The sequence below is a fragment of the Acinetobacter sp. NEB 394 genome (genome assembly GCF_013374795.1).
Taxonomy (GTDB): domain Bacteria; phylum Pseudomonadota; class Gammaproteobacteria; order Pseudomonadales; family Moraxellaceae; genus Acinetobacter; species Acinetobacter johnsonii.
Genome location: NZ_CP055277.1, coordinates 3027787 through 3040581 on the forward strand (window position 1 = coordinate 3027787; position 12795 = coordinate 3040581).

Here is a 12795-nt window from a genome sequence, read left to right on the forward strand (position 1 = left end):
TCGCTTTAATATCGATATGAACACCTAGACAGTTTTTAGATTTTAAGTATCTGTCCAAACGACTTATTTCGAACAGTTTTATGCTTTGAGCAACCGTAAAAAGTATTTATCGACCTTGCTGGACAAATACTTATCGATCTAGAAACTAAAATGCGGTCTGGAATTTAATTCCGCCGACCCATGCATTTTCACCATTTTTATATGCGCCTACATGGCGGATATATTGGATATTGGGACGAATAGTTAACCAGTTGACTGCATGAATACCGTAGTAAATCTCGGCATCATACTCTTCACTTTGTAAACGGGCTTTGACGCTGTTATTGACAATATTCGCGTCATTGACATCATCATTGATATTAATACGGGCTAGGCCAATCGCGATTTCATCTTGAGGGCGGGCATCAAAAGCGCCTTTATAGACCAAACCAATGTTCTGCATGTCACGAACCTTATTGGTATCTGAATCATTTAGCGTGAGATTCACAAAACCTGTTAAACCGCGCGCGGCATCACCGTGATGTGCTGTGAGTTGCTGCTTGGCAACCACCCAGCCCCCTTGTTTATGTGAAGTTTGCTGCGGGTTTTGAATATTTGTGGCATCTGCTGAACTATAGTAATAACCCGCACGATATTCGCTGGGTAATTTTTCAGCCCCGAACTGAGGAGACCACACCACTTCAGCAGGAATAATGGCCCCCTGCGAACCGTCGGTACTTAAGTTCCAGCCTTTGCCACGTTCTAAGTTTTCAGGGTTATATTCATACACCCCAACTTGTGCATACAGGTCTGGCCGAAGGTTATATTTGACTCGCGCAGCCCATTAGCTGACAGGCCAGTTGTACCACTGGTCACCGACCCAGTTACCAACTTGAGAGCCACAGAGCGCAAGGTTTTGGAAATCACCGTCGAAACTATTGAAGTCTTCGCCTTCACCAAAGCGACCGACTTTGATGTCTAACTTTTGATCCATGAACTTTTTCTTAATCCACAAATCGGTTAAACGCCACGTCTGTCCACGTCCCCACACTTCTTGAGTGGAACTTAAATGCCCATCTAAAGCATCGGATGTTTGAGAAAGTGAACGCCCATTGCGTTCGGTAATGGTGATTTGAGCCTCAGTATCCTGCCAACCCAAAATCTTGTCTAAATCAAAGTGCGTACCGAATGCAAACTGGTCTGCATATTCGGTACCATGACTTGAAGAATGTGAGGCATCGAGCAACGTTGCCATTTCACCCGTATAGCCAAAGCTAAAGTCGTAGCCTTTTTGCTGCAATGCACTGCGCTGACCATTCCAGTCACCCAGCATCCAAGGGCTTTCTGCCTCAAAGGCATTTGCAGCATACACACTTTGAAAGCAGCAACTAAGTACTAAGAGACCGAAATTAAAACACCAACTTCTTTTACATTTATTCATAATTGGTGACCTTTCTTACAAAATTACAACTAATCGATATGATACGCTTTATTTGTATAAAAACCCATTTTATGACGTTTTGTTGTTTTAAATATATCCAAATTATCGTTATATGATATTTATAAAGAATCGAAACCGACTGGTTTGCCTATAAATTCATATCTTATTTTTGAACGTGAAAACTTAATTGGACAAGCTAATTGTTGTTCGCTTTTTGTACTCCCCTCTTGTAAAGGTACAGAAACCACCCATGCACGATCTTTTGCTAACTGCGAATCGAGTGCTTCATCCAACTTTAATACAGGCTCAACGCAGACATCTTGCTGCTGAAAAATTGCGTTCCACGTGGCAAAATCTTGAGTTTTAATTTTGTCTTTTATTGCTTGTTTCACCACCTGACGGTCTTCGGTTGCCAGTGAGGCTCCTTTTTCAGCCACAATCGGCAACTCTAAAATCTGGGCCAGCCCATGTAAAAACTGTGGCTCTAAACTCCCAATCGATAAATAACGTCCATCTTGGGTTTCATAATAGTCATAAAAAGTCGCACCATTGAGATAGCTTTGCTCGGGCCCTTGTTTTTCCTGTCCTGCTAAGCTCGCAGCTGCGGCCATGCTACTGAGCCCCACCACACAGTCGGTCATAGAAATATCAATATACTGCCCCAAACCACTACGCTGTCTTTCAATTACTGCGGCTAAAATTCCAATCACGCTATGCAAAGAGCCGCCTGCAATATCCGCAATTTGAATCCCCATTGGTGGTGGCCCACTGTGCTGTCGTCCGCTATGTCCCGCGATCCCTGACAAAGCTACATAGTTGATATCGTGTCCTGCTTTATTTTGATACCCCCCTGTTTGCCCATAACCCGTAATGGAACAATAGATCAAGCGTGGATTAATTTCAGATAAGGTCTGATAGTCGAGTCCCAATCTTTGCATCACACCTGGACGGAATTGTTCAATCACAATGTCATAGTCTGAAATTTTCGATTTGATCAGTTCAATATTGGCAGGATCTTTCAAATCCAATGCCACTGCATGCTTATTTCGGTTGAGATAACTATGTGCTGTGGCCTGTCCATTGGCATAAGGTGGCATTAAACGGATCAGATCGGGGCGGGTTGGAGACTCGATGTGGATCACTTCTGCACCTAAGTCTGCTAAGTACATTGTTGCAAAAGGTCCAGGTAAAAGTGTAGAAAAATCGAGAACTTTCAATCCTTTCAATGCCATATCCATGTTTATTTTCTCTTTTTATGTTGATTTTTTAGCTATTTTAGAAATATAAAAGCAACAAAACAATGTCATGTTCAGCCATTTACCTTGATCATTTCGGCAATTTAACATGTAAAAAGGCAAAAAACTTTAGTGTAAATTGCCTAAAATACTTTTTTTAGCGTCATTTAGGTCAAACGCAAGTGAATATAAAAGAGACTGAAGGATTAAATATGAGCCGCGATACCATTAGTATCCATTTCGTCAATGCGGCTTTAACTGGCGTAAAACGTCTCGGCATGGATGTCGAAACATTACTTTCTCACGTAGGGATTGAGGCAGAACTACTGCGTCAACCTAAAGCCCGTATTTCTCCAGAACAATATACTCGCTTCGTTAAAATGTTATGGATGGTGACCCAAGACGAACATGTTGGCTTCGATAAGCAACCACGCCGTTTAGGTACGTTTGCCATCATGTGTCAGCTGATTATTCATGCCAAAACCTTAGGTGATGCTTTAGAACTGTCTTCACAGTTTTATAAACTGTTTGGTGATGAATGGTCGGTGACATTAGAGCGCGACAAGCACGAAGCACGTCTCGTTCCTCAGATTCCAAAATCAATGGATCCAGATCACTTTATCACTGAAAGTATGTTGATGATTTGGCATGGTCTCGCATCTTGGTTGATTGAACGTCGTTTACCACTTGAACGTGTACATTTTGGCTATGAACGTCCTGCACATGCAGATGAATATGATGCCTTATTCTTTGCACCTGTGATGCAGTTCGATATGCCGCGTACAGAAATCACTTTTGCCGCAGATTATTTGGACTTACCAATTCGTCAGAATGAAGAAACGTTAGAAGAGTTCTTAAAAGCCGCTCCTGCACAGTTGTTAGTGAAATTTAAAAACACCAACTCCCTCACTTCACGTATTCGTGATGTGTTGAAGAGTCAAATTGGTGAGGAAATGCCAACCCTGAACGATGTGGCTTCCATGTTGTATTTATCTCCTCAAACGTTGCGTCGCCGCTTAGCTGCTGAAGGTAAAAGTTACCAAGGCGTGAAAGATGCATTACGTCGTGATGCCGCGATCCACCTACTATTGAACCCAGGTTTGACTTTAGAAGATGTGGCACAACAAGTGGGCTTTAGTGAAACCAGTACCTTCCACCGTGCATTTAAAAAGTGGACTGGGGTCACACCTGGTTTATATCGCCAACTACACGGCTATCACTAATTTTCTAGTTTAACGACGGTTCGGCACATTGCTAAACCCAAGATTTCGATCTTGGGTTTTTTTATGCTCAACTCTTCAGTCTATTGGCAAAAAGACTCATCTGACCTGACCCGTTCTAGTCATTGCAACACAGCCATTAATTTGTACACTCGAAATACATAACAACTTAAAAGTCATAAAAAGGAACAGCTATGAGCGAGGCTTATATTATTGACGCCATTCGCACACCACGCGGAAAAGGAAAGAAAGATGGTTCATTGCATGAAGTGAAGCCGATTACTTTACTTACAACATTATTGAATGAACTCAAAGATCGTCATCACTTAGATACCTCTAAAGTAGACGATATTGTCTTGGGGTGTGTTACTCCAATTGCAGACCAAGGCGGTGATATTGCAAAAACTGCTGCAATTGCGGCAGGTTGGGACAATGATGTTGCCGGTGTGCAAATTAACCGTTTTTGTGCATCAGGCTTAGAAGCGGTCAACATGGCTGCGCAAAAAGTACGTTCAGGCTGGGAAGACGTAGTTGTTGCAGGTGGTGTCGAGTCGATGTCACGTATTGCAATGGGTTCAGATGGTGGGCCATGGGCATTAGACCCTGAAACAAATTTAAAATCACACTTTGTTCCGCAAGGGATTGGCGCAGATTTAATTGCAACATTGGATGGTTATACACGTTCAGATGTCGACGCATTTGCAGCAAATTCGCAACGCAAAGCAGCAGCTGCGCAAGCTGCGGGTTATTTCAATCAATCAGTGGTTGCTATTAAAGACAAAGCCGGCGTGACCATTTTAGATCAAGATGAATTTATCAAACCGTCAACAACAGCAGATGGTTTAGCAAAACTCAATCCAAGTTTTGAAATGATGGGTGCAATGGGTTTTGATGCTATTGCATTACAACAATATCCAGAAGCACAAAAAATTAACCATGTGCATCATGCAGGAAACTCATCGGGTATTGTCGATGGTGCGGCACTTGTATTACTTGCTTCCGAGAAAGCGGTCAAAGAACAAGGTTTAAAACCACGTGCTAAAGTATTGGCGACCGCATTGGTGGGTTCAGATCCAACCATTATGCTGACAGGGCCTGCACCTGCTGCTCGTAAAGCATTGGCAAAAGCTGGTTTAACGATTGATGATATTGATCTATTTGAAGTCAATGAAGCATTTGCATCAGTGGTGATGCGTTTTATGATGGAGTTACAAGTTCCTGCTGAGAAAGTTAATGTGAATGGTGGTGCAATTGCGATGGGACATCCACTGGGTGCGACAGGTGCGATGATTCTTGGAACTTTACTGGATGAGTTAGAGCGTCAAGGTAAAAAGCGTGGCTTGGCAACATTATGTGTGGGTGGTGGCATGGGTATTGCGACCATTATTGAGTTGGTATAACCACCTAAATTTTATTGAGCATTTGATACACAAATCAGTCATACGCAACCTGAGCAAGCCAAAGCGGCTAAAGCTTTGGTGTAGCGCAAGACAAACAAAGTGCGTAGTTCATGCTCAAGCATAGCTTTCGCCTTGCGGTACGGCAAAGATTATTAATCTTTGCCGTACCTCAGGTTTTGCGTATGACAATGGTTTTGCCTACTTTTGCCGAAACAAAAGTAGGTCGAACCGAAGGTTAAACCCGAAATTAAAATAAATTTGGAATGACTCTGCGATGCTGAAAATTCATACAACTATGCAGAAGTATACATTTCAAGTTCAAAAAATCATTTGGATAAAAACTTTATGAGCGCAATTCAATATCTTAAAAATGACGACGGCATTATTATTCTGACTTTAGATTCTCCGAATCAATCAGCAAACACTATGAATGCAGATTTTCGTGTAGCTTTGGAAAATATTGTTTCTAAACTGAAATCTGAAACTTCTATTACAGGTATTATTTTTCGTTCAGCGAAAAAAACTTTCTTTGCAGGCGGCGATTTGGATGAGTTGATTCAAGCTCGTTTGGAAGATGCCACTCCATTTTTTGAAATGATTCAGAAAATGAAAGCAGAGTTTCGCTATATCGAAACTCTAGGTGTTCCTGTCGTTGCAGCATTGAATGGTACAGCTTTAGGTGGTGGTTGGGAAATCGCTTTAGGTTGTCATGCACGTATTGCATTGAATGATCCTAAAACGAAGTTTGGTTTACCTGAAGTGACTTTAGGTCTACTGCCGGGTGGTGGTGGTATCGTGCGTATGGTACGCCTTTTAGGTCTACAAAATGCTTTTCCATTCTTAATGGAAGGCAAGCAGTTTGGTGTAGATAAAGCAAAATCTCTCGGTTTAATTCAAGACATTGCGGAAACACCCGAAGAGTTGATGGATAAAGCCATCACTTGGGTAAAAGAGCATCCAAAGTCGCAACAACCTTTTGATGTTAAAGGCTATAAAATTCCGGGTGGTGATCCTAAAACACCTACGGTTGCACAAATGCTGGCGATTGCTCCAGCGATGTTACGTGATAAAACCAAAGGTTGCTATCCTGCACCTGAAGCAATCATGGCGGCTGCGGTTGAAGGTGCGCAAGTCGATGTAGATACAGCGCTGACTATTGAATCACGTTATTTTACTTATCTTGCAACAGGTCAAATTTCAAAAAATATGATCGGTACATTCTGGCATGGAATGAATGCGATTAAAGCAGGTGCAAGTCGCCCTAAAGATGTTGCAAAGTGGCAAGCAAGCAAAGTGGGTGTCCTTGGTGCTGGTATGATGGGTGCGGGTATTGCTTATTCAACAGCAATCAAAGGCATTCCCGTTGTACTAAAAGATGTTTCTGTTGAAAATGCAGAAAAAGGTAAAGCCTATAGCCAAAAATTACTGGATAAAAAGGTCTCCCAAGGTCGTATGACGGCTGAAAAACGTGATCAGGTTTTAAGCTTGATTACTGCAAAAGCATCTGCGGAAGATTTAAAAGGCTGTGATTTAATCATTGAAGCGGTATTTGAAAATCAAGAGCTCAAAGCGAAAGTCACTCAAGAAGCTGAAGCATTCCTTGTTGATGGCGGTGTGATGGCTTCAAATACTTCAACATTACCGATTACAGGTTTGGCAAATGCATCGAAAGATCAAGCGAACTTCATTGGTCTGCATTTCTTTAGTCCAGTCGATAAAATGCAATTGGTTGAAATCATTAAAGGTAAAAATACCTCTGCTGAAACTTTGGCAAAAGCATATGATTATGTACAGCAAATTGGCAAAATTCCGATTGTTGTGAATGATAGCCGTGGCTTCTTCACCAGTCGTGTATTTGGTACTTTTGTTCAAGAAGGCTTACGTTTACTGCATGAAGGTGTACATCCAGCTCGTATTGAAATGGCAGCACTCAAAGCAGGTATGCCCGTTGGCCCATTGGCCATTCAAGATGAAGTTGCATTAACACTTTCTGAACATGTTGCCAATGAAACACGTAAGGCGCTTCAGGCTGAAGGTAAAGATTTACCTCGTTCAGGTGCAGATGATGTGATTCAAACCATGATTCATACTTTTGACCGTAAAGGTAAAGCTGCTGGTGCAGGTTTCTATGATTACCCGGAAGGTGGTAAAAAACATCTTTGGGAGGGTTTGAACCATTGGAAGCAAGATGTAGATATTTCTGAACAAGAAATGATAGACCGCTTCCTGTTTGTACAATCACTAGATACTTTACGTTGTTATGAAGAAAATGTTCTTGAGTCTATAATTGACGCCAATATCGGTTCGATCTTTGGGATTGGTTTTGCGCCGTGGACAGGTGGAGCGATTCAGTTTTTAAATCAATATGGTTTAGACAAAGCTGTACAACGTGCCAATCAACTTGAAGCGAAATATGGTGAGCGTTTCAAAGCACCGCAACGTTTGGTTGAATCGGTGCCATCGGGTCAGATTCGCTAAAACTTCCACCTTAAAAAAGGGATCGGCAGATCCCTTTTTTATGTTCTCAGGACACAACAAAATTAACCTGCTGATTCAGCATCTAATTTTGACTTATTTTAGTGCATTCTTTTCAAGCCCGATGCAGTTTTTTGTGTTATAAAGTTACATAGTTTTAGATTTATTTTTATTCAATTGGGCTGTTGCACATGACTGACAATACTTCTCCTGAAAAATCACCATGGGGTTGGAAAGCACTGATTATTGCTTTCATTTTAAGTGGAATTTTCTTAGGTATCTTCTACCTTGCGATTACCAATGAGCCTGACTATATGCCAAGTCAGCAAACGCAGCAAAACTCTCAGCAACATGCTTTTAAAAATGCGCCTGCAATGTCTGAAGAAGCGATGGCCAAAGCACAAGCGGATAAAGATGCGCGCGAAGCAAGAGCTCAAGCAGCTTCTGAAGATACCACAGAACATGCAACCGCTGATGAGCACGACATGAGTGCCGATGAACATGCCAAAATGTCAACTGAACATGGTCACTAATATGCTGTGACTAATAAAAAAGCCCTGAAAGATCAGGGCTTTTTTATGGATGATAAACGCATATGAATATGCGGAATGCCACAATCTAAATACTCCTCACCCTCTTGCATAAAGCCAAAAGCCTGATAAAACGCTTGCGCATGCATTTGAGAGGACAAGACTAAAAATGGACGCAGTTGCTGTTGGGCATATGCAATCACCGCCTGCATCAGAACTTTGCCCACGCCCAAACCACGATGTGACTTCAAAACTGCAACACGACCAATACTATGATTTTGCAAAAGTCGTGCGGTGGCGATGGCTTGATCTTGTTCATAGACCACAAAATGAACTGCGATTTCATCTTGCTCATCCCATTCATCTTCAGCAGCAATGTTTTGCTCTTGAATAAAGACCTGCTCACGAATCATTTTCGCAGCCTGTTGTAACTCTTCCCATGTTCCGTGCGTAATTCTCAAGCTTGGCATTTTCGTTTCCCTATAAATCATCTCTATATTGGTCATTGCACTAAAAAGTGATGTTCAGATCAGCATTTACAGCCTACATCTTGCTGATCCCATTGATTATTCAACAGCAATTCCAGTGAATGCTTTTGAATACCATACATCTCTTTCAAGGCTTGAATTTGTGCCAATACAGCAACATCGGGCGCTTGATAGTCCTTACGCTTGGTTGCCAAAATCATTTTATTCTTGCTGGTATGCTCAAGTGCTACAAACTCAAACACTTTGGTTTCATAGCCATAGGCTTTGAGTAATAAGGCACGAATAGTATCGGTCAGCATTTCAGCTTGCTGTCCCGCATGAATGCCAAACTGCAACATGGGTTGCAACACGAGCGGAGCTTTCAGTTGTGGACGTAATTCTTTATGACAACACGGCGCGCACATGATCATTTCAGCATTTAAACGAATACCCGTATGGATCGCAAAGTCAGTCGCGACATCACATGCATGCAGCGCAATCATCACATCGAGACGTTCAGGTTGGTACGTCCGAACATCACCCTGAAAAAAATCAAGTTGCTGAAAATCTGACTTATTCGCAACCTCCTGACAGAATTCCACCATCTTGCTGTTTAGCTCAACCCCAGTCACAAAAGGGTTCAGATCTTGCTTTAGCAAATAATCATACAAAGCAAAAGTTAAATAGCCTTTTCCTGAACCAAAATCGACCACGCGCAGTTGTTCAGGCAGTTGAATATGACTTAGTGCTCCTGAGAAGATTTCGACAAACTTATTAATCTGTTTCCACTTACGCGCCATACTGGGAATGATGTGCGCTTTTACATCGGTAATACCAAGCGGCTGTAAGAAATAACTGTCTTGATCGACAAAACGCTGTTTGACACGGTCATGACCTTGCTGCTCAACAGCTTTGGTTACCGTTTTATTTTTACTTTGCGTCAGCATGGCTTTCTTCTTGTTCTTCTTCAGTTGCCACTCTTGTTCAGTTGTCAGCAGATTGGCTTGTTTACACTGCGCCAAAAGTGCAGTTACCGTATCAAGTGCTGTGTCTAATGAATAATTTTTGGTGACATCTTGGGTTTTATGGCGATATAAACAGCTCAATACAGGCTGTCCTTGCAACATGACGACTCGAAAAGTCATCTTCTCGAGTTGCTCAAGTTCACCCTGATATTGACTCAGAATCATCCGATCAAAACTTTGAGATTCAAGCGCTTGCTGAAAGGCTTGAAGGAATTGCTGCTCTTGTGCAGAGGACGATACCGAAACGGTCATAATAGAAACCAAAAAAAGAATTGCGATTAAATTTTAAAGCGTCTTACGCTAAATGCAAATTTGAATTACGATACAGTTGTATATTTTATGAAAATGCACACGACTTATGAGCACTCACCCTGTTGTCAACTACGATCCTGCTGAAGAAAGAATCAATTTCATTAGCCATGCTATTGGTGCAGCTCTTGCACTCATAGCAGGTATTTTATTGATTATCAAAGGATCTTACTTAGAAACAGCGCAGTGGATCGGGCTGTGGGTCTATGCTTTGAGCCTATTTTTATTGTTCGCAGCATCAAGCTTGTATCATTTTGCCGAATCTCCAGAGCGTCGCGGCTGGTATAAAAAATTAGATCACACTGCCATTTATTATCTGATTGCGGGAACCTACACTCCATTTTTGTCTATCGCACTGCCCACACAAAAAGCTCATTACCTACTCATTGCACTTTGGGTGATTGCAATCATTGGTACACTATTCAAGTTAGTTTTCATTCATCGCTTTGAAAAAATTTCACTGATTGCTTATCTGCTCATGGGATGGCTGGCTGTGCTGGTAATGGATGATATGCAACGCTTTTTATCTAAACCTGCTTTGACTTTTTTAATCATTGGTGGACTTTCCTATACCATCGGTGCATTGTTTTATGCGCTAAAAAAGGTAAGATATACGCACGCTATCTGGCATATTTTTGTATTGATTGGTGCAGGATCACATTTCCTGTCCATCTATCTTTACGTGATATAACCCGCGCACACTACATTTTTTAGCAACCCTAATTCCGTAGTCTGCCCGAGGAACATTCGTATTTTTTTAAAATATTACGCCTTTTTTAAAAAAATGACGCTTTTAAAACTCAGTTCGACTATTTTTTAAGTGTAAGGTCTACCATGGCGTCATTAAATACTGCTGTTGCTGAACAGCAGCCTGTAAACTCAAAATTCCGCGTACTTACAGCCAGTCTGGTAGGTACAACTATCGAATTCTTCGATTTTTATATTTATGCCACTGCAGCTGTCATTATTTTTCCGTACCTGTTCTTTCCAGCAAGTACCGATCCAATGACTGCAACCATTCAGTCTTTGGCAACCTTCGCGATTGCCTTTATTGCACGCCCGATTGGCGCTGCACTCTTTGGACATTTAGGTGATCGTATCGGCCGAAAGGCGACCTTGGTTGCAGCTTTGCTGACCATGGGACTTTCAACCGTGTGTATCGGCTTATTACCCACCTATGCACAAATTGGAATTGCCGCGCCATTACTGCTTGCGCTGTGTCGTTTAGGTCAAGGACTCGGCTTAGGTGGTGAATGGTCGGGTGCTGTATTGCTTGCCACGGAAAATGCACCTGAAGGTAAACGTGCTTGGTATGGCATGTTCCCCCAACTGGGCGCGCCGATTGGCTTTATCTTGGCAACGGGTTCATTCTTAACGCTGGGTCATTTTATGACTGAAGAAGCGTTCATGACTTGGGGCTGGCGTATTCCCTTTATCTCGAGTGCATTACTGGTGATTGTAGGCCTATGGATTCGTTTACAACTACATGAAACTCCTGCATTCCAGAAAGTTTTAGACAAGCAAAAAGAAGTTAACATTCCATTTAAAGAAGTGATCACCAAGCACTGGGGCATGTTGATTTTAGGTACCATTGCAGCCATCTGCACTTTTGTGGTGTTCTACCTCACAACCGTATTCGCTTTACAATGGGGTACCAAACAGCTCGGTTACACCCGTGAACAGTTCTTACAACTTCAACTGGTCGCAACCCTCTGCTTTGCTGCATTCATCCCCTTGTCGGCGGTTTTTGCGGAAAAATTTGGTCGTAAAACCACCTCTATTGCAGTCTGTATTGCTGCGGCATTATTTGGTTTAGTATTCTCAAGCATGTTGGAATCAGGCAATACCCTTGTTGTGTTCTTGTTCCTGTGTATTGGTTTATCCATCATGGGTTTAACCTATGGACCAATTGGTACTGTGCTCTCTGAAATTTTTCCAATATCCGTTCGTTATACAGGTTCAGCACTAACCTTTAACCTTGCGGGGATCTTTGGGGCTTCATTTGCACCTCTCATTGCCACCAAGCTTGCAACCACCTATGGTTTACACGCAGTAGGTTACTACCTCACAGCGGCATCGCTTCTGTCTTTATGTGCGTTCTTAATGATTCGTGAAACCAAAAATGATGATGTAAATAATCAAATTTAACCCTGAATTTGATGTCTAAAACCAGCACAATGATGCTGGTTTTTTTATACCAATGCTTTAACAAACGCTACAAAAACCATATTTAAAATCTGTCGTTTTACTTCAAAAATAGAGAGAGATACAGATGAATAGGATCGAAAAATGGATGAAAAAATACAACAACTCACCAATGAACAACTCCTTGATGTCATCGTATTAGTTGAAGAAAATAAAATTATTCAAGCCATTCAATACATCGCCACGCATACCGCTTTTCAATACGATGATGCACAAGAGATCGTGACTGAACTCACAAAGCGGCATGATGCTGCACTAAAAAGCATGTATCGCCATAAACGACATCAACAACAACGCATATCAACCGCTGAATTAAGACACCACAGCTCCCTTGTGTCTGAAGGACTGAGCTTTACACAACAACAGCCACAAAGCTCGTATAGCAACGCAGTGGATAACCTCGATACTATGCAAGACCTACAAACGCTCCATACAAAAAACCACAACCTTTGGATTATCTTGGCTGTGGTCATTTTAGTTTTAAGCTTTATTTTTTATTGGTTCTAAAC

10 protein-coding genes and 1 pseudogene are annotated in these 12795 nt (G+C 41.8%); 7 read left to right on the top strand and 4 right to left on the bottom strand.

Translation table 11 applies throughout. From position 1 onward, the window contains the following. Nucleotides 1-145: 145 nt before the first annotated feature. Both HUK62_RS14650 and HUK62_RS14655 read right to left on the bottom strand, forming a co-directional pair. Nucleotides 146-1420: pseudogene (locus HUK62_RS14650) on the bottom strand (carbohydrate porin). Between the two features lie 119 nt (nucleotides 1421-1539). After that, nucleotides 1540-2658 (bottom strand): CaiB/BaiF CoA-transferase family protein, encoded by a 1119-nt coding sequence (locus tag HUK62_RS14655; protein WP_176538229.1) that lies wholly within the window; start codon nucleotides 2656-2658, stop codon nucleotides 1540-1542. A gap of 209 nt (nucleotides 2659-2867) precedes the next feature. Between HUK62_RS14655 and HUK62_RS14660 the strand changes: the two genes are divergently transcribed. The 4 genes from HUK62_RS14660 to HUK62_RS14675 all read left to right on the top strand — a co-directional run bounded on the left by HUK62_RS14660 (nucleotide 2868) and on the right by HUK62_RS14675 (nucleotide 8283). After that, nucleotides 2868-3878, top strand: coding sequence for an AraC family transcriptional regulator (locus tag HUK62_RS14660; protein ID WP_086208841.1), 1011 nt, complete (start codon nucleotides 2868-2870; stop codon nucleotides 3876-3878). Between the two features lie 191 nt (nucleotides 3879-4069). Then, on the top strand, nucleotides 4070-5275 hold the full coding sequence (locus HUK62_RS14665; RefSeq protein WP_176538230.1) for an acetyl-CoA C-acetyltransferase: 1206 nt from the start codon (nucleotides 4070-4072) through the stop codon (nucleotides 5273-5275). Nucleotides 5276-5620: 345 nt separating this feature from the next. Next, nucleotides 5621-7753, top strand: coding sequence for a 3-hydroxyacyl-CoA dehydrogenase NAD-binding domain-containing protein (locus HUK62_RS14670; protein ID WP_176538231.1), 2133 nt, complete (start codon nucleotides 5621-5623; stop codon nucleotides 7751-7753). Nucleotides 7754-7941: 188 nt separating this feature from the next. After that, on the top strand, nucleotides 7942-8283 hold the full coding sequence (locus tag HUK62_RS14675; protein ID WP_005400239.1) for a hypothetical protein: 342 nt from the start codon (nucleotides 7942-7944) through the stop codon (nucleotides 8281-8283). A 32-nt stretch (nucleotides 8284-8315) separates the two neighbouring features. Here HUK62_RS14675 and HUK62_RS14680 read toward each other — a convergent pair whose 3' ends face one another. Together HUK62_RS14680 and HUK62_RS14685 are read right to left on the bottom strand one after the other, a co-directional pair. Beyond that, complete coding sequence (locus HUK62_RS14680; protein WP_176538232.1) at nucleotides 8316-8750, bottom strand: GNAT family N-acetyltransferase; 435 nt, start codon at nucleotides 8748-8750, stop codon at nucleotides 8316-8318. Between the two features lie 59 nt (nucleotides 8751-8809). Further along, nucleotides 8810-10024 (bottom strand): SAM-dependent methyltransferase, encoded by a 1215-nt coding sequence (locus tag HUK62_RS14685; protein WP_176538233.1) that lies wholly within the window; start codon nucleotides 10022-10024, stop codon nucleotides 8810-8812. Nucleotides 10025-10130: 106 nt separating this feature from the next. Here HUK62_RS14685 and HUK62_RS14690 point away from each other — a divergent pair, with 106 nt between their 5' ends. The 3 genes from HUK62_RS14690 (at nucleotide 10131) to HUK62_RS14700 (ending at nucleotide 12793) form a co-directional block, all read left to right on the top strand. Next, on the top strand, nucleotides 10131-10772 hold the full coding sequence (locus HUK62_RS14690) for a hemolysin III family protein (protein WP_058870232.1): 642 nt from the start codon (nucleotides 10131-10133) through the stop codon (nucleotides 10770-10772). 143 nt (nucleotides 10773-10915) lie between these two features. Then, nucleotides 10916-12229 carry an MFS transporter gene (locus HUK62_RS14695; RefSeq protein WP_094148217.1) on the top strand — a complete coding sequence of 438 codons (1314 nt, stop codon included), beginning with the start codon at nucleotides 10916-10918 and terminating at the stop codon, nucleotides 12227-12229. Between the two features lie 141 nt (nucleotides 12230-12370). Next, complete coding sequence (locus tag HUK62_RS14700; RefSeq protein ID WP_176538234.1) at nucleotides 12371-12793, top strand: hypothetical protein; 423 nt, start codon at nucleotides 12371-12373, stop codon at nucleotides 12791-12793. Nucleotides 12794-12795: the final 2 nt, after the last annotated feature.

Bases quoted from the DNA above. Each gene is read 5' to 3' on its own strand.
- HUK62_RS14695 (WP_094148217.1), top strand. From the start codon at position 10,916: ATGGCGTCATTAAATACTGCTGTTGCTGAACAGCAGCCTGTAAACTCA.
- HUK62_RS14685 (WP_176538233.1), bottom strand. From the start codon at position 10,024: ATGACCGTTTCGGTATCGTCCTCTGCACAAGAGCAGCAATTCCTTCAA.
- HUK62_RS14670 (WP_176538231.1), top strand. From the start codon at position 5,621: ATGAGCGCAATTCAATATCTTAAAAATGACGACGGCATTATTATTCTG.
- HUK62_RS14700 (WP_176538234.1), top strand. From the start codon at position 12,371: ATGGATGAAAAAATACAACAACTCACCAATGAACAACTCCTTGATGTC.
- HUK62_RS14675 (WP_005400239.1), top strand. From the start codon at position 7,942: ATGACTGACAATACTTCTCCTGAAAAATCACCATGGGGTTGGAAAGCA.
- HUK62_RS14665 (WP_176538230.1), top strand. From the start codon at position 4,070: ATGAGCGAGGCTTATATTATTGACGCCATTCGCACACCACGCGGAAAA.
- HUK62_RS14655 (WP_176538229.1), bottom strand. From the start codon at position 2,658: ATGGATATGGCATTGAAAGGATTGAAAGTTCTCGATTTTTCTACACTT.
- HUK62_RS14660 (WP_086208841.1), top strand. From the start codon at position 2,868: ATGAGCCGCGATACCATTAGTATCCATTTCGTCAATGCGGCTTTAACT.
- HUK62_RS14680 (WP_176538232.1), bottom strand. From the start codon at position 8,750: ATGCCAAGCTTGAGAATTACGCACGGAACATGGGAAGAGTTACAACAG.
- HUK62_RS14690 (WP_058870232.1), top strand. From the start codon at position 10,131: ATGAGCACTCACCCTGTTGTCAACTACGATCCTGCTGAAGAAAGAATC.